Annotated in this window: 23 protein-coding genes; 4 read left to right on the forward strand and 19 right to left on the reverse strand. The window is 35.4% G+C overall.

The window, feature by feature from the left end:
- Positions 1 to 23: 23 nt before the first annotated feature.
- The 4 genes from ACICQD_RS04710 to ACICQD_RS04725 all read right to left on the reverse strand — a co-directional run bounded on the left by ACICQD_RS04710 (position 24) and on the right by ACICQD_RS04725 (position 8,284).
- On the reverse strand, positions 24 to 2,375 hold the full coding sequence (locus tag ACICQD_RS04710) for an ankyrin repeat domain-containing protein (protein ID WP_395461669.1): 2,352 nt from the start codon (positions 2,373 to 2,375) through the stop codon (positions 24 to 26).
- A gap of 133 nt (positions 2,376 to 2,508) precedes the next feature.
- Positions 2,509 to 3,672 (reverse strand): multidrug effflux MFS transporter, encoded by a 1,164-nt coding sequence (locus ACICQD_RS04715; RefSeq protein ID WP_395461823.1) that lies wholly within the window; start codon positions 3,670 to 3,672, stop codon positions 2,509 to 2,511.
- Between the two features lie 394 nt (positions 3,673 to 4,066).
- Positions 4,067 to 4,882: a hypothetical protein gene (locus ACICQD_RS04720; protein ID WP_022626257.1), complete on the reverse strand. Its 816-nt coding sequence runs from the start codon at positions 4,880 to 4,882 to the stop codon at positions 4,067 to 4,069.
- A gap of 57 nt (positions 4,883 to 4,939) precedes the next feature.
- Positions 4,940 to 8,284 carry a glycoside hydrolase TIM-barrel-like domain-containing protein gene (locus ACICQD_RS04725; protein WP_395461670.1) on the reverse strand — a complete coding sequence of 1,115 codons (3,345 nt, stop codon included), beginning with the start codon at positions 8,282 to 8,284 and terminating at the stop codon, positions 4,940 to 4,942.
- Between the two features lie 281 nt (positions 8,285 to 8,565).
- On the opposite strand from ACICQD_RS04725, the gene ACICQD_RS04730 reads away from it, so the two are divergent.
- A complete protein-coding gene (locus tag ACICQD_RS04730; RefSeq protein WP_395461671.1) occupies positions 8,566 to 9,573 on the forward strand; it encodes a hypothetical protein in 1,008 nt (335 codons plus the stop codon).
- 3 nt (positions 9,574 to 9,576) lie between these two features.
- Here ACICQD_RS04730 and dcd read toward each other — a convergent pair whose 3' ends face one another.
- Complete coding sequence (dcd, locus tag ACICQD_RS04735) at positions 9,577 to 10,134, reverse strand: dCTP deaminase (protein ID WP_006280485.1); 558 nt, start codon at positions 10,132 to 10,134, stop codon at positions 9,577 to 9,579.
- A gap of 141 nt (positions 10,135 to 10,275) precedes the next feature.
- Between dcd and ACICQD_RS04740 the strand changes: the two genes are divergently transcribed.
- Positions 10,276 to 11,292 (forward strand): substrate-binding domain-containing protein, encoded by a 1,017-nt coding sequence (locus tag ACICQD_RS04740; RefSeq protein ID WP_395461672.1) that lies wholly within the window; start codon positions 10,276 to 10,278, stop codon positions 11,290 to 11,292.
- A gap of 79 nt (positions 11,293 to 11,371) precedes the next feature.
- Here ACICQD_RS04740 and ACICQD_RS04745 read toward each other — a convergent pair whose 3' ends face one another.
- Entirely contained in the window at positions 11,372 to 12,133 is a 762-nt protein-coding gene (locus tag ACICQD_RS04745) for a hypothetical protein (protein ID WP_395461673.1), read from the reverse strand.
- Positions 12,134 to 12,274: 141 nt separating this feature from the next.
- Between ACICQD_RS04745 and ACICQD_RS04750 the strand changes: the two genes are divergently transcribed.
- Entirely contained in the window at positions 12,275 to 13,735 is a 1,461-nt protein-coding gene (locus ACICQD_RS04750) for a TrkH family potassium uptake protein (protein WP_395461674.1), read from the forward strand.
- Positions 13,736 to 13,990: 255 nt separating this feature from the next.
- Here ACICQD_RS04750 and mgtE read toward each other — a convergent pair whose 3' ends face one another.
- Positions 13,991 to 15,361, reverse strand: coding sequence for a magnesium transporter (gene mgtE / locus ACICQD_RS04755; RefSeq protein WP_395461675.1), 1,371 nt, complete (start codon positions 15,359 to 15,361; stop codon positions 13,991 to 13,993).
- A 153-nt stretch (positions 15,362 to 15,514) separates the two neighbouring features.
- Here mgtE and prfB point away from each other — a divergent pair.
- Positions 15,515 to 16,619, forward strand: a protein-coding gene (gene prfB, locus ACICQD_RS04760; protein WP_395461676.1) for a peptide chain release factor 2 whose coding sequence is annotated in 2 segments (ribosomal slippage) — positions 15,515 to 15,589 and positions 15,591 to 16,619 — 1,104 coding nt in all. Because the reading frame shifts where the segments join, the coding sequence is not laid out codon by codon here.
- A gap of 179 nt (positions 16,620 to 16,798) precedes the next feature.
- Here the strand turns inward: prfB and ACICQD_RS04765 are convergent.
- The 12 genes from ACICQD_RS04765 to ACICQD_RS04820 all read right to left on the reverse strand — a co-directional run bounded on the left by ACICQD_RS04765 (position 16,799) and on the right by ACICQD_RS04820 (position 24,647).
- Positions 16,799 to 16,963, reverse strand: a complete 165-nt coding sequence (locus ACICQD_RS04765; protein WP_141456809.1) for an IS3 family transposase — start codon at positions 16,961 to 16,963, stop codon at positions 16,799 to 16,801.
- Entirely contained in the window at positions 16,956 to 17,117 is a 162-nt protein-coding gene (locus ACICQD_RS04770) for a DDE-type integrase/transposase/recombinase (RefSeq protein WP_010082071.1), read from the reverse strand. Before ACICQD_RS04770 ends, ACICQD_RS04765 begins: the two co-directional genes overlap by 8 nt.
- A 3-nt stretch (positions 17,118 to 17,120) precedes the next feature.
- The gene (locus ACICQD_RS04775; RefSeq protein ID WP_395461824.1) at positions 17,121 to 17,543 is read right to left on the reverse strand and encodes an IS3 family transposase; all 423 of its coding nucleotides are present in this window, start codon (positions 17,541 to 17,543) and stop codon (positions 17,121 to 17,123) included.
- Positions 17,497 to 17,841, reverse strand: coding sequence for a transposase (locus ACICQD_RS04780; protein ID WP_264373730.1), 345 nt, complete (start codon positions 17,839 to 17,841; stop codon positions 17,497 to 17,499). Before ACICQD_RS04780 ends, ACICQD_RS04775 begins: the two co-directional genes overlap by 47 nt.
- A gap of 78 nt (positions 17,842 to 17,919) precedes the next feature.
- Positions 17,920 to 18,678 carry a phosphate ABC transporter ATP-binding protein PstB gene (pstB, locus tag ACICQD_RS04785; RefSeq protein WP_006280935.1) on the reverse strand — a complete coding sequence of 253 codons (759 nt, stop codon included), beginning with the start codon at positions 18,676 to 18,678 and terminating at the stop codon, positions 17,920 to 17,922.
- Positions 18,675 to 19,460, reverse strand: coding sequence for a 4-hydroxy-tetrahydrodipicolinate reductase (dapB, locus tag ACICQD_RS04790; protein WP_010962542.1), 786 nt, complete (start codon positions 19,458 to 19,460; stop codon positions 18,675 to 18,677). The genes pstB and dapB overlap by 4 nt, the downstream gene beginning before the upstream one ends.
- Before the next feature lie 645 nt (positions 19,461 to 20,105).
- Entirely contained in the window at positions 20,106 to 21,104 is a 999-nt protein-coding gene (locus ACICQD_RS04795; protein WP_395461677.1) for a Fic family protein, read from the reverse strand.
- A gap of 205 nt (positions 21,105 to 21,309) precedes the next feature.
- Positions 21,310 to 22,302 (reverse strand): DNA polymerase III subunit delta, encoded by a 993-nt coding sequence (gene holA, locus ACICQD_RS04800; RefSeq protein WP_395461678.1) that lies wholly within the window; start codon positions 22,300 to 22,302, stop codon positions 21,310 to 21,312.
- A gap of 5 nt (positions 22,303 to 22,307) precedes the next feature.
- The gene (locus ACICQD_RS04805; RefSeq protein WP_010082539.1) at positions 22,308 to 22,487 is read right to left on the reverse strand and encodes a hypothetical protein; all 180 of its coding nucleotides are present in this window, start codon (positions 22,485 to 22,487) and stop codon (positions 22,308 to 22,310) included.
- 131 nt (positions 22,488 to 22,618) lie between these two features.
- Positions 22,619 to 23,419, reverse strand: coding sequence for a metal ABC transporter permease (locus tag ACICQD_RS04810; RefSeq protein WP_010962536.1), 801 nt, complete (start codon positions 23,417 to 23,419; stop codon positions 22,619 to 22,621).
- Position 23,420: 1 nt separating this feature from the next.
- Positions 23,421 to 23,777: an Mth938-like domain-containing protein gene (locus ACICQD_RS04815; RefSeq protein ID WP_395461679.1), complete on the reverse strand. Its 357-nt coding sequence runs from the start codon at positions 23,775 to 23,777 to the stop codon at positions 23,421 to 23,423.
- 3 nt (positions 23,778 to 23,780) lie between these two features.
- Positions 23,781 to 24,647 (reverse strand): 4-(cytidine 5'-diphospho)-2-C-methyl-D-erythritol kinase, encoded by an 867-nt coding sequence (locus ACICQD_RS04820; protein ID WP_395461680.1) that lies wholly within the window; start codon positions 24,645 to 24,647, stop codon positions 23,781 to 23,783.
- Positions 24,648 to 24,723: the final 76 nt, after the last annotated feature.

Genomic DNA, 24,723 nt, shown 5'->3' on the forward strand with positions numbered 1-24,723 from the left:
CCTTTTCCGGTAGAAGATCACTATCAAATCACATTGCTCTGGTCATTATGATCACCATTATTTTGTTCAACTGATTGATCGACCCCAGGTGAAGAAGAATCATCATAAGGTTGTGTGTCAGACTTTTCTTCGTCAGACCCAAACAACCATGAAAAAAAACCACCAAAAAATGATGCAATTAATGAAAAAGGCTTCATAAGTATACTAAACAAACTACCAAAAAAAGAGCTCGGCTGTTCTTCTGTTTGTGCAGGTTCTGTGGAAGCAACAGGACCTACATCGTTGTCTTGTACATCAGTTCCTTGTTCTGCACTGGTGGTGCTGGTTTTTTCCCCTTCTTTGCTATTATCTGATTGTAGTTCAGTATCATCACCTACTCGTTTTTCTTCCTCTTGACCCCCTTCACTATCTGTCGATGATCCACCCGCTGAACCATCATCAGATTTTTCTGCTGGTTGCAATAGAGTTTTTATTCCTTCATCAGTGGCTAATTTGAAAGGAGTGTTTCCATGTTTATCTTCTATATTAACATCGATTCCATCTTTTCCCAATAGGGCTTCTACTGCCTCTTTATGGCCCTTTACAACGGCCCAATGTAAAGGAGTCTGTTCTGCAAGTTTATCTTTTATATTAACATCGATTCCTTCTGCTCCCAGTAGAGCGTTCAATACATTTATATCTATGTTGTCCTTTTTAGCAGCCAAATGCAAAGGAGTCCTGTCATCTTTATCTTGTGCATTAACATTGATTTCTTTTGCTCCCAGTAGAGCGTTCAATACATTTATATCTATGTTGCCCTTTTTAAGAACAGAATGTAAAGGAGTATCTTTATTCTTATCTGCTAAATTAACATCGATTCCATCTTTTCCCAATAGGGCTTCTACTACCTCTTCATGGCTATTTTTAGCAGCACAATGTAGAGGAGTCTTTCCATCTTGATCTGTTGCATTAACACTTGCTCCTTGATTTATTAGATCGTTTACTGTATCGATATCACCTCTTCCAGCAGCCTTAAGTAATTCATCTGTGTTTTGTAATAGAGTTCGTATGTCTTGAGTAGTGGCTAAATCTAAAGGAGTGTCTCCATTTTCATCTTCTGCATCAACATTTGCCCCTTTGTCCAATAGAGCTTCTACTACCTCTTTATGGCCCTTTTCAGCAGCCCAATGTAGAGGAGTCTCTTTCTGCTGATTTGTTGCATTAACATCGATTCCTTTTACTTGCAGTAGGGCTTCTACTACCTCTTTATGGCCCTTTTCAGCAGCCCAATGTAGAGGAGTCTCTTTCTGCTGATTTGTTGCATTAACATCGATTCCTTTTACTTGCAGTAGGGCTTCTACTACCTCTTTATGGCCCCATACAGCAGCAATATGTAAAGGAGTCCTTTTCGACCAATCTGTTGCATTAACATTGATCCCTTTTACTTGCAGTAGGGCGTCTACTACATCTTTATGGCCCTTTTCAGCAGCCAAATGTAAAGGAGCCCTATCTCCATCTTGTGCATTAACATCGATTTCTTTTGCTCCCAGTAGAGCGTTCAATACATTTATGTCTATATTGCCCTTTTTAAGGACCAAATGTAAAGGAGTTTCGTCATATTCATCTTGTGCATTAACGTTGATTCCTTCTGCTCCCAGTAGAGCGTTCAATACATTTATATCTATGTTGTCCTTTTTAAGAACAGAATGTAAAGGAGTATCTTTCTTGTTATTTGGTAAATTAACATTGATTCCATCTTTTCCCAATAGGGCTTCTACTACCTCTTTATGGTTCTTTACAGCAGCTAAATGTAAAGGAGTTTCTTGCAACCAATCTGTTGCATTAACATTGATCCCATTTACTTTCAGTAGGGCTTCTACTACCTCTTTATGGCTCTCTACAGCAGCCCAATGTAAAGGAGTCTTTTGCGACCAATCTGTTGCATTAACATTGATTCCATTTACTTTCAGTAGGGCGTCTACTACCTCTTTATGGCCCTTTTCAGCAGCCCAATGTAGAGGAGTCTTGTTATCTTGATCTTTTACATTAACCTTTGCTCCTTCACTTATTAGACTGTTTACTTCCTGAATATTACCGCTTTTAGCAACCTCAAGTAATTTAGCTGTGCTTTGTAATAGAGTTTTTATTTCTTCGTCAGTAGTTAAAACTAAGGGAGTGTTTCCCTCTTCATCTTCTGCATTAACATTTGCCCCTTTGTCCAATAGAGCTTCTACTACCTCTTTATGGCCCCATACAGCAGCAATATGTAAAGGAGTCTCTCCTTTATCATTTTCTACCTTAACATCTGCTCCTTCACTTATTAGACGGTTTACTGCATCAATATCACCTCTTTCAACAGCCTTAAAAAAATTATCTCTACTTTGTGAACTACTCATCCTACACCTCTTTGTAAAACTATATTGTTATGATAAAGTCGTTAATAATCTATGAGCTCTCACCCCCTGTAAAATTATATTATCATGATAAAGTCATTAATAACCCATGAGCTCTGGATCACGCAAATAATGGTTATTCCCTGTGTTTTTCAGTACATTTGAGCTGGCTGTACATAAGAATTGCAATTGTAGAGCATGCTATTGTTAATAGTAAATTTGGTAAAATACCATAGCGAAAAAATTTTCCTACTATATATATTCCAATAGCCCCAAACATCATATTGCAGAATGAGAGAACTGCACTACCAAGCCCTATACCTTTGATCGTTTCTAAAGCAGAAGTTACGTTATTGCTTATTATTAATGCAAGTCCGATATTGGCTGGAATCCAAGCAGTTTGAAGAATGAATATATTCAACTTGTCCACGAAATAAAAATATACCAATAAACTATCGGATATTATCGGTAACACCAAACCTATTATTAGCATTTTGCTAACCCCTACTTTTGGTACATACCTTCTATTAATTAAAGTTCCAATTATGTAAAATATGACTATGATCGATATGAGGTAGCCAAAATACTGTACTTCAATGCCCATCGATTCAAATATGAACGGGTAGTTAGCAATGTATGCCCAAAGCCACATGAAAGTTAATCCATGAATGGCTGAAAACCCAAGGAAACGATAATTTCTAAATATTGATATATATTGCTTGAAGATATTAGTAGTTATGTTAGTTATACTGGTTTCATTTTTATTTACAGTGAGTGTTTCTTGTAACTTAAAGTAGATAAAAATAAGTATAGCAATTGCCGCGAGTGACATAATAAAAAACAAAAATTTCCAATGATACCCATGTGAAATTATATAACTGCCCACCACTGGAGCTATTCCAGGTGAGAGTGCCACAACCATATTTAATTTTGAAATTACTCTCGAGTATTCACTACCCGAGTACATATCCCTTATTGCTGCATACCCAACAACACCTGCAACACCAGCTCCTGCCCCTTGTATGAAGCGAATTAGTATCAAGAGCATAATACTGTCGGCTATATAACACATGACACTTGCCAAAGTAAAAATTGTCATACCAATCAGCATCATTGGACGCCTACCATAATGGTCCGATAATGGACCATAAATTAAGCCAGATACCGCAAATCCAACTAGATTTAAGCTAATTGTAAGCTGCACTACACTGCCTTCTACTTTAAAATAATTGGCAATGCTTGGTAGTGCAACTGAGTATAGGTCAGTTGCCATATCGACAATTGCTACAGACAATATCATAATAAGAGAGATGATATTTTGCGAAAGAGCTGTTTTCACTTAATGATTTACTGGATTAAATATACTTAATTATAATGTATTTTTTTCATTAGTATATTAAATTAACTACTGAAATTAAGAGTAGCTATTCAAGAAAAAGCCTGTGAAGGCTCTATCCAGTAGGGCAGTGCCATGACTACTTGGATCTAGTTTCCATTATACAATTTCATCAAAGCAGTTTACTTACTTGCAATTAAGTTTCTGGATCCAAGTAGTCATGGCACTGGGATGACAGGAGAAGGAGGCTACTTAGATGACACCCTCCTAGTGGATTCAAATCACAATGTTCGTACAGTTATGTGCTTTGACACTGAAATCTTAAGCTAAAATCATGAAAAGCACGAATTTCAATATCTTACCTTTGATTATTCACTTTAAGCTTTAAGTCTTCAACAGAAGATGCATTTGCCTCACTTACTACCTTTAGTGGTTCACCAAGGCTATGTTCCACTTTTGTCTCAAATTTAAAGCCCAATTTTTCGCAAAGCTTCTGAAAATATTCAACAATAACATCAAACAAATTCTTACCACTTACTTTGTAGTTTTTTAGCTCTTTAGGAATGGTAAGAAGTACTTTACCATCTTCATATGTTACATTTTTATCTTCACATTTCAGTTTAAACTCCGCTGAACTGCAAAAACCTGGTGTTTCGATATATGTACAATCATCATAGTTAAGCATTTTTGTATATTTCATGCTAAAACTAAGCTTTATACAATTGGGTTCACGACAATCCATAATATACTCTCTTGTCATACAGTTGCTTTGCGTTGACAAATGAAAAGATCCAAGAGCTTGACTCATATCATTAGGAAGAAAATGAGTATATCCGCCCTGATAATAGTTATTTATTAACTCCTCAATAATAGAGTTATTGGGAATTGTTGCACCAACGTGTTTAAACATTTCTGTAAAAATTTGTCTGAGAAATGGACGATAATTCCCTTTTCCGTTTTCATCCCGTAGAATTAGATTTTTATGTTTTGAATACAGATTGTTAATAAATTCGTTAGTTATTTTTTGTCCGTTAATAGCAAGGCCGTGTGTTCTATTAAGATCCTTATATGTTCCCTCACCAGAAATTACTTCGTCCCAAGTGTTAGCTTTGAAATCAGCATATTTGAGCTTCTTCACTTCAGCTTTCAACGCATTGACCATTTCCTTTGACATGTTATATCTCTACCATTAATACCTGTATATTAATTCTAGCACTTACTTTATTAAATTTCAATTACTAAATGAATTTATCACTTTCACTTCCGTATTTTCCAGCGAGTCACCGTAAGTCACTGCTTTTAGGTAAAACTTTTTTCCCCTTTGCACTTCGAAAGATATTACTGAATCATCAAGCAGAGTAAATTTTTCACCTGCGGTGTGCTGATACTCTTTGGTGCCCTCTTGCCCTCTAATTAGGTTGCTAAGCTTATATTTATTTTTATCTATAAGTTCGGCACTCTGAAATTTTACTATCTCTTTTCCAACCAGTGCTAAATTGCTTACATTTATAGTACTAACATTAGTGCTTGTAAAACCCTCTTCTGTCATCCCAGTGCCCAGACACTGGGATCCAGGAGAAATATGGTCAAGCGCTGGAATGACACCATCACTTAAATAATGGTTATATGAAGAACTCAATACACCAAAACGTAACACTACTATAAGCCCCTCGTCGGTAGATTCCATTACATATCCGTAAGTAGACTGCTTGTTTGTGCTTGCGATAGGCTTATAATCCTTATCGTTGTACGAAATAAAGAGTGTTGCTCCTTTCCAATTCTTTTCCTCGCTAATTAAAGTAAAGCTTGTGGTATTATCTTTAACATGCGGTAAATCTATCATTTCTATGATGGTTTTGCTAACGTGAGAGGGAGGGTATTCCTTCAGCATAAGTGACCTTGTTGAAGGAAAAGAGAGCTTATATATAGAGCGATCATAACCAACGCCAATTACTTGAATGGACATGCTTTCAAATTTCGTTTTTATAATTCTCACCGTATGCTTTTTCTCACCGTCTAAAATCGTTATTACATCACTTGGCACAAGCCACGCATATTTTATCGACAGCTTGAAATTGTATATATTTCTCTCTTGCCACGAAGAATAAAGTAAAACCTCAGCTATATTTTGCGCCTCTCCCTCCTCCATAATGAGTGGTATTTCAACTGTTATAGCAGTGCCTTGCTTTGGCAACTCAGCATATTTAACATCAATTGGATAGCCAAAATTGCGGTTAAAGTAAACGATGTTAACTTTATTGTTTAAATCCAGTTGACTAATATTAACAAGTTGCATCGACTTTGAACTGTTATTGAAAACCATTTCACCAATTGGCATTACAGTTGTAACTCCCCTGCCCTTTTGGACAAATTTCAGTTTAGAGTCCTGTTCAACCACATCAAAAAAATAGCAACTTTGCAGCATTTTAATAATTGAACGTACCGATTGCTGGTCATTTATTACATATCCAGACAATAATCCTTTAACATCACTCGTATCGAACTGATCGCTTTTTAAACCTGCTTTTTGTAATAGATCCGATAAAACATCGGAAATATTAAGCTGTGAAAGCTTTCCCTGAATCCAATGTCCTGTCTGCCAATTATGGCAGTCAGTCCACATATCACACAAATTGGGGAAATAAGGAAATGGCCTTGCATCCCATGCCCAGAGAAACATTTTTTCTACCATTTCCGAGCTTTGCCACTTTTTTAGCGTTCCTTCAATTGCAATTTTCTGTGAAAGAAAGCTCACCTCTCCGTTTGAATATCGTGGATATTTGCTCTCTATGCTGCCTTTGTCAACAAACACATTTGGCTCATTAGTGCAGCCGTTCATACTGGAAAATCCATACTCAGTAAACCATATTTTTTTCATTTTTGGTTGCCATTTCGTTTTACTACCACCTGGATTTATGTGAGTTTCACTCCACCATTTCTCTATATTTTTCCACGCATACCTGCTGTCGTTATATTTTACTTTTTCAGGTTCACTCTTTGAGTAATCATAGAAATAATCATACCCCACTCCACTGCTCCAACCACCCATTACATCTTCTGCGGAATAACCAAAAGGAGGCTCTGGACCATCAGTCAGTGGAAAATAAGCATCTATGCCAACAACGTCGATGTACTCTGAAGACCACAGTTCATCCATATTATACCAACCATCATATGAATGGTATTCGCTCCAATCCGCAGCGTAAGTTACTGTTACTTCTTTTCCAAGATTAAGTTTTATCTGTTTTGCAAGTTTGACCAGCTCTATCACCACAGGATAATTACCTTGAGCATCTTTTACTCTGGTAAGCTGGACAAACTCAGACCCGATGATAAACCCTTCCACTTTAGTTTGTTTGGCAATACTTGCATAATGCTCTATAAATTTGTTATATTGATTCTCAAAAAAATCACTTATATCCCCAGGGGTCCCGCTCAATTTTCCTCGCCACTCTTTGTTCTTTGTGTCAAGCAAGGGCATTGGATAGAGCATCACCTTGTAGCCTCTGCTGCGTAACTCTTCTATATATCTAGTTAACGCTGCATCACTAACTGTGCCACCATACCTTGGGTTTCCACTCGCATCTTTTGAAATTAGCTGAGCATTATCTCTGGTTACACCCCCTACTTGCCAATCATTAGGTAAGACTGCGGAATCATCTTGAAATTCAACCGCAGGGTATATTTTACAATCTTTAATGTTCAGATCATTCACAAACCAATTGACTACTACCGATACCCACTCAACACTTGGCAAATCTTCTTTTAATTGATCCAAAGAAAGCACTGCATCGCTCTTTTTAGTGTGGTTGTTATGATTTACCCTTTGTGCTAGGCCATATGGGATATATTGGTTGCTGCTTATTTTCTCTTGCGCGATTTTCTTCTGTATTTTTGTATCATATACAAACTCACCTGAACCTGGTATGATATTGATATTCCGAATATTTTCCGCTATTGAAAACCCAACGGGCTTTAATGCAGTTCGCACTTCAAATGTAAATATCGGGACGCGATTGTTATAGTCTGCTAAAGGAAAATTCTTGATGACTATGTAAGATATTCCCCTATAAGCCGGCACATTCCCCTCTCCTTCAATTGATGACATAAATGGATCAGGATTTTGGTCTTCTCTGCCGCTGTAAAAAGTATAATCTATTTCATCAAAGCTAAGTGATGTTGTATCTGCCCAGATTCTGTTTAATTTTTCTACTTTCCCCTTGCAGATCGCAATTGCAAGCGTTGCGTAGTAATTATATGTAACGTTCATACCTCTTCCAATTTTGCTTTTTGTGGTTATCGCCTCTTCTTTTATTGGCTGTGACCAAATAATGTTCCCTGCAACACGAGCAGTGCCATAGATAATTGGAATCGTTCTGCCGTAGGTTGAGGTTTGAACTTGCAGATTTTTTAGTCTCGCACCATGCGTTACTTTTTGCTCGGCATCAAGGCCAAACATTGCGCTATCTAGCTGTGCACCAAGAAGAGCACCGAGTTCTGAGCCGATAATCTGGCCAATTGGACCAAAAATGCTGCCTGCTTGACCAAAAATTGATGATAAAATTATTGTGGACATGATAATCCTCCTTTTGATAGATTTTTTTGAAATTGTTGAGAGAAGATCCAAGTGTCACGCTACTTGGATGACAAGAAAGTGGTACTGGGATGACAGATACTATGATAAGAAATTCAGCAGCTTACAATGGATAGTTGAAGTTTTTAATTAAGAAAAGCACACAAGTAAATCGTGTAGCTATAGTTATTGTAAGCAACAATGAAAAAGTGCGGAAGTGAAAAATTTATGTTGATTTTATATTAATTTTTAGTACAATTTAGCATTATAATCTGGGGGTGCCAATGAAATTTGAAATGTCGGAAGAAAATAGTAAAAGAGTCTTGTCTGGTACAAAATGGATTACTAATGTTGGTCAAAACTATCTTACATCACTGAATAATAGCACTAAACCAACTAGTTCTGGAAAAAAATTAATCAATGCTTTTTTACTTGTTCCAATCATCGTGCCTACTGCTATAACAGCATTATCTCTTAGCTTAACTATGCTTTTTTTGAATGCTGTTAATGTTCAAAAAGATGATTCTAAATTATCTAAAGTAATAAAGTTTATAGTTAGCTCTCTAATCTATATAGCTGCTACCGTGGTTTTAATTCCGTGCATTGTATTAAATCTAATAATTTCACTGATACCTGGTCTTATTTTTTATTACATTAATAAAGACATGTTTAGTCAAAAAGACATAGAAAACAGTCAAGGTCAACCAGTAAATAAAGTTGAGATAAGTAATGATAAAGAATACAATGAGCGTGTTGAAAAAGAAGCTAGCATATTAGGAACTGACCAACATCAAAATAATGAAGAGCACGAGCAAAATGAACTAAGGAGTAATAGTCAAAGTAATTCAGAACAACACCATTCAGCATATAATCAAGCATTAGTAAGTAATGGTCAACTACATAATCAACCGACTGTAGAAGTAATATCTCGAGAAGTGGGTAATACGCGATTTGTAGACCAGACTGTTATAGCAAAGGATATAAATAATGATGGTATACGAGATGGTGGAATGATGATGCGAACAGTTGGAAATGATCGTAACTTCACTGCTTGTGGTGTTGTTACCGGAAATGCTACTAATAAACAAGAAGGTTTCGCTACTGCTATGGGGTTTTCATGTAACATTGTTGAAAATGGAATAGATTTCCAACTTGGCTGCAGTATGCGCACTGGAACTGACAAAAAGCAAGCAATTAAACATCTTAAGCAAAGTGAATCAGCGCGAACTTTGCTATCTGGTGATAGTGGAATATTGTCTATAGAGCAGCCTGGTAGCTCACAACGAAAGTAGTAATTATTTCACCAGTGGCAAAGTGATACCATGCTGATTCATATATTTTCCTTTCATATCATCATATGATTTCTCGCATTCACTTTCGCCGCTTAAAAATACGAATTGGCATGCGCCTTCATTAGCGTAAATTTTCGCAGGAAGTGGAGTGGTGTTTGAGAATTCGAGTGTGACATGACCTTCCCATCCAGGTTCTAAGGGAGTAACGTTTACTATAATTCCACATCTTGCGTAAGTTGATTTACCAACACAAATGACCAGTACATTCCTTGGTATACGAAAATATTCCACTGTACTTGCAAGCACAAAGCTATTTGGTGGAATTATACATACGTCTGTTTCCTTATCTATGAAACTATTCTCAGAAAAATTTTTAGGGTCCACGATAGCTGAATTAACATTAGTAAAAATTTTAAATTTATTATCCACTCTTGCATCGTAACCATAAGATGATAGTCCGAAAGATATAACACCTTTGCTGCTTTTGTGGTTCACAAAAGGTTCTATCATTCCAAAATTTTCAGCTTTTTCTCTTATCCATTTATCTGGCATAACTGCCATAATTGCCCCTTAAAGTTGTGTAATACTTACAATAATATAAAATAAAATTTAAATGTAAACTGTAGCTTTTGTCATGCAATTAAAGCTTTTCAGTTTGATTTTTTATTACAATAATTAGATTTATGTTCTTAACTAAAAATAATGCTTAGAAACTTTCTCCTGATTTTTGTATTCGTATTATTCACGCCGCTATCAAATGCTGATGCCAGGAAATACATCAGAATTGTTGGATCTTCAACTGTTTTTCCTTTTATCTCGTTTATAGCCGAAGAGTTCAACCGTGTATTCTCCTTTAAGACTCCAGTTGTGGAATCGATAGGAAGTGGATCAGGGTTCAAAATGTTTTGCTCAGGAATAGGGGAAGACACGCCAGACATCACCACTTCATCTCGCCCTATGAAGGAAGTAGAAAGAGAACTATGTAAAAGGAATAAAATTAATGAAGTGATAGAAATCATCATTGGCTATGATGGAGTTGTCATTGCAAATTCAAATCAAAGCCATAGATTTGATTTCACAAAGAAGGACTTATTTGAAACTTTATCTGCATATTCTCAAGAAAATGATAAATTAGTAAAAAATAATAAGAAGTTTTGGTCTAATGTCAATCAAGCCTTACCAAAAACAGAAATTGAAATTTATGGTCCACATCAAAATACAGGCACATACGAAACTTTGGTTAATTCTATTATGCTTGATCAATATTCATGCATGAACTCGAGAATTTTCAAAGAGAATTATAAAGATCAGGAAGAAAGAAAGCAAGCATGTGGTAATATAAGGGATGACGGAAGGTATATAGAAGTTGGAATTAATGAAAACATAATAATACAAAAATTGAAAAGTAACAAGAACGCTTTAGGGATATTTAGTTTCAGCTTTTTAATGAGGAATCAAGATAAAATACAAGGGAGCACAATTGCAGGAATTGAGCCAACTTACGAAAATATATCATCGGGAAAATATATATTAGCAAGACCTCTATACCTTTACATAAAGAGGGAACACTTGGATACTGTTGATGGATTAAGAGAATTCGTAAAAGAAATTATAGATTCGATCGGCATTGAAGATGGGTACCTATCTAGGCTTGGTCTAATTCCACTTTCAAGTGAAGATATAAAGAAAGCTTCAGCAAAGGTTTATGATATAACGTGACGGCAACGTTTCTTTTATATTCTTTGTTCTAGCGTAGTCAGACCCAGCGCGGCGCGCTGGGATGACAATGGATTACTAATTAGACAGTTCTGCGTTGTTGCAACACCCCAGAAACAACCGGGTCCGAGCTTTTCGTATTTGGGCTTTCTGATTTCTCACAAACTCCTCCAATATAAGCTAGTACAGCCAATGCTGAAACTGCTAAAACTTCTAAAACTAATGCAACTACAGGATATGCCAGCACATAGGCTGCAATAGCACCAACTACGCATAGTCCAACAACGCCCAGAGCGATCTTCCCTTTGTGTTCACTCCAGAAGTTTGTATCGTTTTTTTCTGGGGTTTTGTTGCCAGTAGTTGGTGTAGTAGTGTTAGTTACTATAGGAGCATTGGAATAAAGATCCTTTACCCTCTTGTGCTTTTCTATTTCTTGAATAACTAGTGCAAGAGCAAAATATTCTGTGCTATTATAGTCAATTTTTCCTTGAAAGCGTTTAAGATCATCTATTGTATCTACAAAATATGGTTGACCTTCAAAAGAATTTACTACCTTGTAATCACACAAAAAATCACGAGTTTCTTTATCAGCTTTCTGCCAAATTAGTTCAATGATCCCTACTTTAGTGTTAACGCTAGCATTAGAACAGTCAATAACATCATTTAAAATGGTACCTTTGTCACTAGTCAGAGTCCCCTCGTGGCTCAAAACTGCTTGTATATCATCATGTTCCTTATGTTCCTTATTGTCGAGTACGTTCTGGACTTCTTGAAAATTGTCATTCCTGACTGCCTGTCTTAATGAACCTAGAATTTCTTCTTGTGCATCAGTTAATTCAACCATATCTTACCTCTAATAAAAATTTAATTATCACACATATTTACAAGTAAATCAAGTATATTGTTAATAACTGTTAATAAAGGCCAACAAAATGCTTGACGTTAGAGTAGCTTTTATGGCTTTGTATAGCGAGGAAGTAATTCTATGAAAAATCATCAACGTTTACAAAATTTGCGTTCAATTGCATTTATTGTGGGAATATTCCTATTGCTGTTTAGCTTAGCAATGCTTATTCCTGCTATTACCAATAAGTATCTCAGCTACGAATGGAAAAATTTCCTCGCTGGATTCATAATTACCTGCACATCTGGCGCAATTTTTATTTTACTCGGTAAATTAAGTAGATTGCATGGAATGCCAGCAATTTTTGCGATTACTAGTTGCACCTGGATTGCCTTGTCTCTGTTTGCAGCTATTCCTTTCTATTTTGATAATCTGAGCTATGTTGATGCATTGTTTGAAACGATATCTGGCATCACAACCACAGGAGCAACTATATTTAATGATATTGAAAAACAATCTCCAGGAATACTGCTATGGAGAGCAATGCTACATGGCATGGGGGGTTTTGGTGTAATCACTTTAGGAATTGCAGTTTTTCCTATGTTTAAGGTTCTCAGCCTAAATAATTTACTTTATTCTGAATATTCAGATGCTACCAAAAGGAAGTTGCCGAATACGCGAAGCGTAGTGATTCATGTTACGGCAATATATTATGGCTTAATTTTGTTATGTATATTTTCCTATTATCTAGCTGGTATGCCACTATTTGATGCAATATGTCACGGAATGTCTGCTGTATCAACTGGTGGATTTGCTAACTATAATGATTCTATAGGGCACTATAATAATCCCATACTAGAAGCCATAACGATCGTTTTTATGATTTTGGGTTCTCTGCCTTTTCTTAGCTATTTAAAAATCATAAGACGGTTAGACATTTGCTATGATGAGCAGGTCTCTTACTTTTTTAAGATAGCTATTGTTTCATCTTTATTTGCTTGTTTTTGGTTGTATAAAAATGTTGATTTAGGAGTGTCATTATCATTTAGATGCAGCACATTTACCATCACTTCCTTGATTACGTCAACTGGTTATGCAATCTGTAATCATATAGATTGGAGTTTCATTTCAGTCTTAGCTTTTTTTCTCACCTTTGTTGGTGGATGTAGTGGTTCTTCAAGTGGTGGTGTCAAAATCTTCCGCTTGATTGTTCTTTTAAGGTCCATAAGAAATTACTTTTACCTTTTATTAAACCCTGATGCAGACAATGGAGTAAAATTCAATGGAAAAACCCTGGAGAATGATGAAGTTCACTCTGTCTTTATATTTTTTGCAATTTTCATGTTAACGTTTACCATTTCATCAATAGTGATGTCTTACTTAAGCAATGCAGACTTTATAACTAGCGTCAGTTCAGTCTCTGCAACGCTTACAAACTCTGGTCCAGGGTTCAGCAACTTAATAGGTCCTTCAGGTAACTATTCTTCTTTCAGTAATGAAGTAAAATTATTTCTATCGTTTTTAATGCTGCTTGGCAGACTTGAAATATTGCCAATCTATTTTTGTATAGGTAATTTATTCTTATTTAATAGAGAGAAATAGTTGGTGAAACTTGATATTATAGCTAAACTGACTTACGACAATTTGAAAAACCGTCATTCCGCTACTCGTTAGCGATATCTATACCGCGAATAAATCCACAGATGTACGAACATTGTGATTTGGGCACACCAGGAAGAATGTCATCCAAGTAGCCCCTTTCTCGTCATCCCGCTACTTGTTAGCGGGATCTATGCTAAGAGATACCGCGAATGAATCGCGGCATGACGGTTCGCGGCGGTATAGCTATAGATAGTATTAGCTATTTAATAAAAAGATCGTAGCTAAACCAAGAAATATAAAAGCTGAGAGAATATCAGTTGTTGCCGATGTTAGGATTGAAGAAGAAACGGCAGGGTCAGACTTTAAGCGATGAAGCATTATAGGAATGAAAGTTCCGATGAACGTTGCAATAATTGACATCATAATCATGGAGACCACAAAAATCATCTCCACTTTGAAGTTGTGAAACCTTATTGCTAACACTACTAATGAAATAGTAGATAAGATCACCCCGTTTATAAGACCTATTAAAAATTCTTTCATCAGTATTCTTTTTGCATTTTGCTCAGTTAGATATTTTGTTGCGATTGCCCGGATGGTTAGCGTTACTGTTTGGGATCCTGCATTTCCGCTCATTGATGCAATTATCGGCATGATTATTGGCAGCACTATAAAACTTTTTATTACATCATCGAAAAAGCCAACTACTATGGAACACATTGTTGCAGCTAAGAGGTTAAACAGTAACCAAGGTAGCCTTTTAATTATAGTTTTATGTATAGGGGCATTTATATCGGCTTTAGAAGATACACCGCTTATTTTGAGTACATCCTCTTCTGTTTCTTGTTGAACAACTTTTATCACATCTTCAATTAAGATCACACCAATAATTTTACCATTCTTATTTACTACCGGAGCCGATAATAGAGAGTAATCTTTAAATATTCTTGCTACTTCCTCTTGGTCTATTCCAGTTTTAATGATTTTTATGTCATGATCCATTATCTCTTTTATTATTGTGTCTCCTGAGTGAGATATTACCTTATTTAAATTAACACTGCCTATAGGCTCTAATTTTGAGTTGATAATGAATATCTGGTGAAATTTTTCTGGTATTTTTTTATAGTTGCACACAAATTCTGTCAGTTGATTTATTGTCCAATAATATGGAGCTATAACCATATCTTTATGTATTAACCTTCCTGCACTTTCTTCTGGGTATGATAGCAACTCCTCTACTGATTTCTGAGTCTTGCTGGGCAGGTAGTAAAGTATGTTCTCTACAGACTTTCTATCTAAATCTTTCACTATGGTTACTATATCTTCTACATCAAGGAGCATTAGTAACTTTGCTGTATTTTCTATTCCCAATGTTTCTATGATCTCTATTTGTAAATCTGGCACTACATGCACTAGGGCATCACTTAACAAATGTTGATCGAGGATATTAACTAATTTCTCCCTGTGATCACTGATTGAAGTAGATAAAAAATAAGCTAACTGAACGCTATCTATCGTTTTTACAATACTACAAACATTCTCTAGCTCCTCGTTATCAAGTGACTCTATTAAGTCATCAATAGCCTTTTTGTCTAAACCATAATGAGAACTTATTTTAATATTCATTACTTTACCTTATTTTTTAATAAATATACGCGCTTGATTTCCTTAAACATTAAAGTATAATGAAATTATTTAAATTAACTATCATATGGTTAAATTTCTATTTTGTTTACTGTTATTGTTATTGATAGTAAATATATTAAAATCTAAAGTATAATGAAAACTTATTCAGAAATTCTTGAACACTTTCAAAGCTTAAATAAAAGTATTTCTCTTATCAGGAGGTGTCTTTGACATAGAAAAATTAAAGTTGCGTCTTGAAGAGCTGGATTCCCAAGCGTCGAATGATAATCTGTGGCAAGACAATCAAAAGGCACAAGAAATTTTAAAAGAACGTTCTAAAATTAAGAATGACGTAGAGTTGTTTTTAAAGCTGGAAAGCGATTACAACGATGCCATTAGCTTAATGAAGTCTGCTATTGATGAGAATGATGAAGAATTTTTCTCTGAAGTTGAAAATGAATTAGCTAAGCTAGAGAAATTAATCAAACTTACAGAGACAGAATCCTTATTTACTGGTGAAGCAGATAATAATGACTGCTTTTTAGAAATCCACTCAGGAGCTGGTGGAACAGAGAGCAATGATTGGGCTGAAATGCTGATGCGCATGTATGTAAGGTGGGCAGAAATTTATCACAACTTTAAAGTTGAAGTTGTAGAAAAATTAGAAGGAGAGTCAGTTGGTATAAAGTCTGCAATGATAAAAATCGTTGGAGAAAAAGCTTATGGGTGGGCAAAAAGTGAAAGTGGAATTCACAGGCTGGTTAGAATATCGCCATTTGATGCAAATGGTAAACGTCATACCAGTTTTGCAAGTGTAGGAGTAACTCCAGTGATAGAAGATTCAATTGATATTGCTGTGGATGAAAAGGATCTAAAGATCGACACCTATCGTGCTTCCGGAGCAGGCGGTCAGCATGTGAACAAGACTGAAAGTGCGGTACGCATTACGCATATTCCAACTGGTGTTGTAGTTCAATGCCAAAATGGTCGTTCTCAACACAGAAATAAAGATGAGGCGTTAAAATTACTTAAAGGACGTTTATACCAAATTGAACTGGAAAAAAAAGAACAGAAAATGGCTGAAGAATATGGTAAAAAATGCGATATAGGCTGGGGCAATCAGATCAGATCGTACGTTATGCATCCATATCAAATGGTGAAGGATTTAAGAACCGGACATGAAGTGGGCAATATAAATTCTGTTTTTGATGGTAATATAGATTGTTTCATAGTTAGTGTGCTTACTAAGCAAAATTAGGTAGGGTTGACTTTCTTGCCATAATATATGATAATTAAAATATTGTTAAAGTAGGAGTAAAGTTATGGCGATTAAATATGATCAGTGGAAAAGTGACCTTACCCAGAAAAAGTGGAGAGAAAGTGTGGAATGTTTTTTACAAAAAGAATGATGCATCAAATTGTTCTGGAATGCAATAGTTAATAGTGACGTTGTTTGTTATAAAAAATTTCTATATATTCAAATATAGCAGTTTTGATATGCTGTTTAGAGTGCCGAGAGGTGTCTATTGGTAACTCCCTTTTTAGAGAACTGAAGAAGCTTTCCACAACAGAATTGTCGTAACAACAGCCTTTATTACTCATCTATATTCTTTACAGCTAAGAGATATTGATACCCTTGCGCAGTATATTGTGAACCTTGGTCACTGTGCAGCAGTAGATTTTTAACAGGTTTACGCCTATTAATGGCCATTAATAAAGAGTTCATAACCAATTGTTTATTTATTGCACTACTCATTAACTACCATACGTGAGAATTATTGCTGCCAAATATAGCCATCCCTCCTTGGTTTTGATGTAAGTAATCCCATACTTTATTTGGTTGATCAACAATAAAGTTTTGATCTAGCATATTGGGAGCTACAGCTCTATTATCTGTTTGTTGTTTTTTAATTTTAAACTTTCTTTTCAGTATAGCCCTGATGTCATTTTTCTGCATAATACTTTGCACCGTTTTCAAATTGCAACTTTTACCCAAAGCCTTTAATTCAGCATGAATTTTAGGAGCTCCATATCTACATTTAGAAACTTGATATATTTTTTGAATAGCTTCGAGTAGCTCTTTATTTGCTGATTCTCTACTGCTTATTTTTCTTGTGGTCCACTTATAGTAGCCACTAGCAGAAAATCCTACATAATTCCTGTACTTTATAGTGTTTACTATGCTCTTTTATGAAAAAATATTTTACTCTTTTTGACTGGCCAGGGCTTTTTTTTAAATGTCTCTTTCCCTTGTTACTCTTGCTTTGTAAATCAAACCTCTCTTTGTCATAAGGTGCTACATCTGGAAATGCATTTGCCGCCGACTTTTTTTCGTTGTGTTTCTTTATCCATTTTCCTAATAAACCACCCTTTATTCCTAAATCTCTTGCTATTTTTGTAATTGTTTGACCTGCCTTTCTTTGTTCATTTGCCAGTTTAACAGCTTCCAATTTGAATTCTGCCGTATATTCTCTTACCATTTCTAATCCTCCAAAATTTTATTTTACCCAAAAAAACTCTTTTCTTTCTCTCCACTTTTTCTGGGTAAGGTCAGAAATTTAATGATCCAGGATATACTCCTTTGTTAAGGGAGATTGAGCATTTTCGAATATTTCTTGAGTGCTTCCAGACTCAACAATTCTGCCATTATGAAAGAAAATTACACTATCAGATAACTTTTTAGCTTGCTTCATTGAATGAGTCACCATAATTATAGTAAATCTTAATTTCAGCTCTTGTATAAGATTTTCGATTGCATTGGTTGCCATTGGATCAAGAGCAGAGCACGGTTCATCCATTAATAAAATAGTTGGCTTCACTGCAATTGCGCGAGCGATGCATAGCCTCTGTTGTTGGCCACCGGATAAATTGAGTGCGCTATCTTGCAATCTGTCCTTCAATTCTTCCCATAAACCAACCTTGGTTAAACTATTTTCCACCATCTCATTCAATTTTTGCTTATCCTTCGCCATACCATGCAATTTTGGCCCACAAGCAACATTATCATATATTGATTTTGGAAAAGGATTTGGCTTTTGAAATACCATACCAACTTTTGCTCTAAGTAGTACAACATCCATATCGCGTGAATATATATCACCCAGCCCATCGATATCTAATTCACCAACAGTTTTGCAACCTGGTACATAGTCATTCATACGATTAAAACAACGCAAAAATGTTGATTTACCGCACCCGGATGGTCCGATAAAAGTAGTAACTTTTCTTTTATAAATATTCAAATTTATATCGAATAAAACTTGCTTAGAGCCGTACCAGAGATTTAAATCTTTAACAGAGGCACGTGTATTGCTCATATCACATCCTGCATTGAATAGAGCCCCGGAATTTCTCTTTTATTTTCGTATAGCCATACTGCTGCTTGAACAGCTCCTCTAGCAAATGTTGTGCGATCAATTGCTTTGTGGTTTAGTTCTATCCGTTCATCAGAATTAACAAACATCACGCTGTGATCTCCTATTACTCCACCTCCACGAGATACTGCAAAACCTATTCCCCCCTTTTTCCTTATGTTTGAACCACTATGTAAATATTGATTGGACTGAAAATCCACTTTTGAAGCGTTAGCAATTGTTTTGCCAAGTTCTATAGCTGTTCCAGATGGTGAATCCTTTTTTAAGTTATGATGCATTTCCCAAATCTCAACGTCATATTCATTACCTAAAAGCTCAGCAGCTTTTTTTACCAATTTCAGCAACACATTAACCCCAACACTCATATTTGCTGACCATAATATTGGAACTTCAGCAGCATATTCTTTCAAATCGACACCTTCTATTCCAGTTGTGCCACTAACCAGCGGTGTTTTAAATTTTACAGCTGCTTTAAGGCAGTCTAACATACATTCTTTAGTTGTAAAATCTATTACAACGTCAGATGACTCAAATATGCCACTAATAGAACTTGTAACTTTAATTCCTAGATTGGCTATAATTGGTCCAATATCTGAATCTATGTACTTACTGCCTGAACGGGCAACAGCACCTGCTATTTCCACTTTGGTATTTGTAATTAATTCATTGAGTATTTTTTTGCCCATTCTGCCTAAGCAGCCTATTACTCCAACTCTGATTTTCATAAAGCTTTTTACGTTTATTAAGAATGTTAGGCCTTTTTTTAAGCTCTGTCACTTCTGATCTATATTCTATAGCTGTACGAACACTGCAATTTCAGATCCCAGTGCCTTGACCACAACTATTGCAATATGGTACATAGTGAACGATGTCATTCCAGTCTGGAATCTAGCCTTTCTGCAATCTCATCGAAAACGTTTTTCTATGCTAGTTTGCTTGCTTACAAGCAAACTTTTCTGGATCCCAGTGTCTGGGCACTGGGATGACAGGAGAAGGTACTGGGATGACACCCTGACAACCGTCATCCCGCTACTTGTTAGCGGGATCTATGCTAAGAGATACCGCGAATGAATCGCGGTATGACGTAGGACTACTGTCATTCCAGTGCTCCTTTTTTTGTCATCCCAGTGCGTGACACTGGGATCTAGCCTTTATTATTTGGTTGAAATTAAGTTTTCTGGATCCCAGTGTCAGCTACTTTCATGACATCATTATAAAGTAAAATGAGATCCCAGTGTCTGGGCACTGGGATGACAAGAATAGGGCACTGGGATCTAGTGGGCTCAAACTACAATGTTTGTACAGCTGTGATCTATATTCTATAGCTGAATAATTTAACAATTCAAAATGAATACATATCCTATTGAGCTCTATATTACATACCAGGTTGCTTTGCCTTTTCCATGCTGAGTGATGTGATTACTCTTTACGAGATTAGATACGTGCTTCTTTAAGGTATTGCAGTTTGCTTTAGTAATATTTTCCAAATCCTTAATTGTAAGACGTCCATGTTTGCTGAGTAGTGCTAATACTTTAGCAGAAAGTGGTGGTAAATAGAGATTTAACACTTTTTCATGTGACACCTTTTGTTCGAGATGAAATTTTTGCTTTTGTAGTGACCTTAAAAAGAATATAAGCCATGGATTAAAATCATAGCTGCTCGTCTTCAAGGATTGTTGAGTACGACGCAAAGCTAAGTAGTAACTCTCCTTATTACTTTCAAGGGAACTGTAAGGTACATAGATATACCCTAACTTTAGTAACAAGAAAGTTGTGAGAATGCGTGATAATCTGCCATTTCCATCCTGGAAGGGATGAATAGCTAAAAAAGTAACTATAAAAATGCCAATAATTAATAGAGGATGTAACGATTTCACCTCTAATTGCTGGCTAGTCCAATAAATAAGTTCTTGCATTTGTGTTGCTGTCTCAAATGGAGAGGCTGTTTCAAAAACTATGCCCAAGCTTTTTCCAGATTCATCAAACGCTTCAACATGATTGGGGAATTTTTTATATTCTCCCATGTGCCTTTGATCTTTATATGAAAATTGTAAAAGCCAGATGTGAAACTGTTTTATAGTGTTTTCTGTAAATGGCATCTTGTTAAAGTTTTGAAATACTTCTTCACACACATACGCATATCCGGCTATTTCTCGTTCATCTAGAGAACGAAATGAGCGTGTATCAAGTTTGGATAGTAATTGCTCAACTTCACGGTCTGATAATCTTGCCCCTTCAATACGAGTAGAAGAACCAATACTTTCAATTGTTGCAATTTTCTTGAGCATTTGTAAACGTTCTGGAGCTAAATTACCAAACAATTGCCATGCTCCTTTAAATTCATCAATTTCAGCAACTAATTTTAACATTTCAGGTGTTATTACAATTTTTGAAATGTCAAACATATCTGTATTTTTATCTAATTATATTCAATTATATTCGAAAATATCCTATTAGCAAAGAATGCTTGTGAGACACACACTAAAGAATGAATTTTGGTAGGCATAAAAGCAGCTATTTTATGTTAAAATACAACATTTTGATGAAATTATAAGAAAGGCTGGATCCGAGTAGTCAGCTACCCGTCAGTGCATGTTGAAAAATCATTTTATGATCTAAATCAGTTTTTTTACAGGTAACTTCTAAGCTTATCAATTTTTCCAAGATCTTCTTAAGTTCTGAAAGTTGCAAACTTTTCAAATGAGATTTAAAACTCTGCAATTGTTTAAAAAACAATGGAGGGCTTAGCTGATCAATCGCAGCCTGCTCACTCATTCCACCTTGCACTGACAGCAAAACGTTTTCAAGGCGTAGGAAATAATTTGATATAATGCGAATTAGCGCTATCGGTGAAAAATTTTCTTGCGATATCAATGCATCAGAAATTCTAATGAAGCGCGACATATCTTTACTTGCTACGGCAGAGCATAGATCATCAAGTGTAGCATAGTCGTTGCCGGAAGTTGAAAAGCATAATTCTATATCAGTAAGTTTTAGGTCTTTTCTCTCCCCTAAGTACAAAACTAACTTCTCAAGTTCTGAACATATAGGCAGCTTGCTATGATTAAAGTAAGATTGCAAATGGTAGATTATCTCATTTGTGCATTTTATATCATTTTGTTTTAAGTAACTTGATATAATGTCATAAAGATTGCTGTTGCTGTCCTTATAGCAAGCAATCACACCAAAAATTTTTGAACTCTCCATATAACTTTTAGTCGCAGAATTATATGGAAGATCATTTGCTACCATCATTACATAATGACCACTTGCGTTATAATCCAATACATTTTTTAACTCCTTGGATATACCTCCACTCACATTTATCAGCTTAATTAATTTTTTGCTGGTAAACATCGAAACGTTTGCCAATTCAGAAAACAGTAAACTGGGTGACTTATGCACTATTGCAAAATCCATCACCTGAACTGAATACTCACCCAAATTAGCAATTATTTCTTGTACATAAAAATCAACCCTACTGTTATCACTTCCATGAATTAACACACCACGTAAAGCATCAGGTTTCTCTAGGAATTTTTTAACTTTGGATGGTGTGACCCTCATGCTATCTATATGATATCATTCTCATTTGACTGTACATGAGTATCCAAAGACTCTGAGTCTCCTTGTGCAATATTATGCACATCACCTGCTACATCATCTGACTCTTCTGTTTTTCCTGTAATATAATTATAAAATTTTTTCACAGGTTGAGATATATATTTGGAAAAAAATCCTTCTTCGCTCATATTGCTTACTCCATAAAATTAACAACTTATCATTAGCATATAAATAATAGTATAGCAAAAACTATTTTGTGCTAAGATAGTGATGTTTTATAATGAGTATATTACAAAATTATTAACATTCGAGATCAAAATTAAGCCAACCTGCTTAATACTAGCCTTATAAAATAAGCGATAATTAAATATACCGCTGCAACAAGTATAATTGCAGGTCCAGTTAACAAATCAAAACTTGCAGATAACATGAGACCTGATATCCCAGAGATCACAGAAAAAACTGTTGCAACAATAATCATCTGCATTGGAGTTTTCGAAATGAGCCTTGCAGATGCTGCTGGTATTAGCAAAAATGCAGCAATGAGTAATATTCCTATTAGTTGGGCAGCAATTGCTATAAATATAGCAAGAGTGATTAAAAATTCTAGTCTAACAAAGGTAACATTAATTTTTTCAACTACTGCTAAATCTTGATTAATTGAAATCATTAACCAATAACGCCATCTAAATATTAATATCAAAGTAACTACTGCAGAGGTTAAAAAAATCAATACTATATCACTTTGATCGAGCGTTAATATATCACCAAACAGTGAGCTAATAATACTATTATTGCCAGATGGAAGAAAAGACATAAGTATTAAACTCGATGATAAAACTACATTGGTAACAATGTTCAATATCGTATCAGCAGAATATAATCTGTTAAAATTAAGAGAAAGTAGTATAGCAAATGTAATTGCAATGAGCATTATGCTAAGCGATGGGCTAATCTTAAAGATTAAAGCAAGTGCAACACCAAGCAACGAAGAATGGGACAAACTATCACCAAGATAAGATAACCTTTGCCATATCATAAACGATCCTAAAGCGCCTGTTACTAGGCTAATTACAACTACTGCAACTAGACTATTGATGAAAAAGTCCTGGGTAAGCATGCTATATGGCTATTAGATAACTGACAACAAATCTATCTTCGGATATTAAAACGTTATGGGTTCTGCATGCAGAACCTGTTGTCATAAATTCAAAATTTAAACCTTTTTGTTCCATAAGATAGGACTTCACTGAAGAACTTAGTATATTGCGTGTTTTACCAGTACCTATTAACAAAATTTCTATTTCCTCTGTTAAAAAAGATTCAAAATACTCCTTGCTGTTTATATCACTTTCTTTCAATTTTATCACCTTTTCAGGAAAAATTATAATTGAGCCGCAATATTCTCTATTATTCACCAAAAATTTTCCTTCCCTGTAACCATTTATAAGATTTTTATTCTCGGAAATTAAGGGCATAAGTCAAACTATTAATTGAGTGTCACATACCCACCATTCTGGTTGCTTTTTTCTGATATTAACTGCAGCAGCTTTTGCATTTTCCTCACTATCGAATATTCCAAAACATGATACACCACTGCCTGACATGCGAGAAAGTATAGAGCCTTCTTGTGACTCAAGTGTTGATATCACATCCTTAATTTCAGGTACAAAGCTTATTGCTATTTCTTGAAGATCGTTTCTCGTCTCTTTAAGAAACTTCAACAAATCCTTTTCAGCGTCATCGCTCCATTTAATTGGCTCAGAAAATTTTCCTTCATGTTTGGAAAATACCTCTGGTGTACTCAAAAACCTTTTTTTCGGTTTCACAAGCACCACATTTGTAGGTAAAGAGAATTTTTTAATGTGGCATAATTCTTCGCCAATACCTCTAACAAAAACTGGCTTGCTATCTACGCTTGCGGGAACATCAGCACCAACGTTTAAGGCTATTTCATTTAAAATCGTCCTATCAATCTCCCACAGCTTCCCTAGCGTACGTACCACAGCTCCAGCATCTGAGGATCCGCTACCAAGTCCTGCAGCAATTGGTATGTTTTTTACAACCTTTACAGTGACTTTAGTGCGTAAAGGAGCATGCCTAAGCAGCAGATTAACCGCTTTCATTACAGTGTTATACTGGTTATTTATTCTAGACTCGGAGTTTATAAATTCAACTGTAGAGTTATCGTATCTAGAATCCTTCTCACCTACTTTTATTTCCAAAAAATTAGAGAGATTAGCAAAGACAAATAAACCTTCAATCAAGTGATACCCTGTTTCTTTTTTGTCTACAACATGCAAAAAAAGATTGATTTTTGCAGGCGCCTTTACACAAAAACTTTTCATTATATATCTTCACTAACACTATTTTTACATTATATGTATAATGCTATTCTAGTCAACTTTTATAAGGTTCTCGCAC

Origin of the sequence: Wolbachia endosymbiont (group A) of Therophilus tumidulus (genome assembly GCF_964277345.1) — a bacterium.
GTDB classification, from domain to species: domain Bacteria; phylum Pseudomonadota; class Alphaproteobacteria; order Rickettsiales; family Anaplasmataceae; genus Wolbachia; species Wolbachia pipientis.

Bases quoted from the DNA above. Each gene is read 5' to 3' on its own strand.
- ACICQD_RS04710 (WP_395461669.1), bottom strand. From the start codon at position 2,375: ATGAGTAGTTCACAAAGTAGAGATAATTTTTTTAAGGCTGTTGAAAGA.
- ACICQD_RS04715 (WP_395461823.1), bottom strand. From the start codon at position 3,672: ATGATATTGTCTGTAGCAATTGTCGATATGGCAACTGACCTATACTCA.
- ACICQD_RS04720 (WP_022626257.1), bottom strand. From the start codon at position 4,882: ATGTCAAAGGAAATGGTCAATGCGTTGAAAGCTGAAGTGAAGAAGCTC.
- ACICQD_RS04725 (WP_395461670.1), bottom strand. From the start codon at position 8,284: ATGTCCACAATAATTTTATCATCAATTTTTGGTCAAGCAGGCAGCATT.
- ACICQD_RS04730 (WP_395461671.1), top strand. From the start codon at position 8,566: ATGAAATTTGAAATGTCGGAAGAAAATAGTAAAAGAGTCTTGTCTGGT.
- dcd (WP_006280485.1), bottom strand. From the start codon at position 10,134: ATGGCAGTTATGCCAGATAAATGGATAAGAGAAAAAGCTGAAAATTTT.
- ACICQD_RS04740 (WP_395461672.1), top strand. From the start codon at position 10,276: ATGCTTAGAAACTTTCTCCTGATTTTTGTATTCGTATTATTCACGCCG.
- ACICQD_RS04745 (WP_395461673.1), bottom strand. From the start codon at position 12,133: ATGGTTGAATTAACTGATGCACAAGAAGAAATTCTAGGTTCATTAAGA.
- ACICQD_RS04750 (WP_395461674.1), top strand. From the start codon at position 12,275: ATGAAAAATCATCAACGTTTACAAAATTTGCGTTCAATTGCATTTATT.
- mgtE (WP_395461675.1), bottom strand. From the start codon at position 15,361: ATGAATATTAAAATAAGTTCTCATTATGGTTTAGACAAAAAGGCTATT.
- ACICQD_RS04765 (WP_141456809.1), bottom strand. From the start codon at position 16,963: ATGAGTAATAAAGGCTGTTGTTACGACAATTCTGTTGTGGAAAGCTTC.
- ACICQD_RS04770 (WP_010082071.1), bottom strand. From the start codon at position 17,117: ATGAGTAGTGCAATAAATAAACAATTGGTTATGAACTCTTTATTAATG.
- ACICQD_RS04780 (WP_264373730.1), bottom strand. From the start codon at position 17,841: ATGGTAAGAGAATATACGGCAGAATTCAAATTGGAAGCTGTTAAACTG.
- pstB (WP_006280935.1), bottom strand. From the start codon at position 18,678: ATGAGCAATACACGTGCCTCTGTTAAAGATTTAAATCTCTGGTACGGC.
- dapB (WP_010962542.1), bottom strand. From the start codon at position 19,460: ATGAAAATCAGAGTTGGAGTAATAGGCTGCTTAGGCAGAATGGGCAAA.
- ACICQD_RS04795 (WP_395461677.1), bottom strand. From the start codon at position 21,104: ATGTTAAAATTAGTTGCTGAAATTGATGAATTTAAAGGAGCATGGCAA.
- holA (WP_395461678.1), bottom strand. From the start codon at position 22,302: ATGAGGGTCACACCATCCAAAGTTAAAAAATTCCTAGAGAAACCTGAT.
- ACICQD_RS04805 (WP_010082539.1), bottom strand. From the start codon at position 22,487: ATGAGCGAAGAAGGATTTTTTTCCAAATATATATCTCAACCTGTGAAA.
- ACICQD_RS04810 (WP_010962536.1), bottom strand. From the start codon at position 23,419: ATGCTTACCCAGGACTTTTTCATCAATAGTCTAGTTGCAGTAGTTGTA.
- ACICQD_RS04815 (WP_395461679.1), bottom strand. From the start codon at position 23,777: ATGCCCTTAATTTCCGAGAATAAAAATCTTATAAATGGTTACAGGGAA.
- ACICQD_RS04820 (WP_395461680.1), bottom strand. From the start codon at position 24,647: ATGAAAAGTTTTTGTGTAAAGGCGCCTGCAAAAATCAATCTTTTTTTG.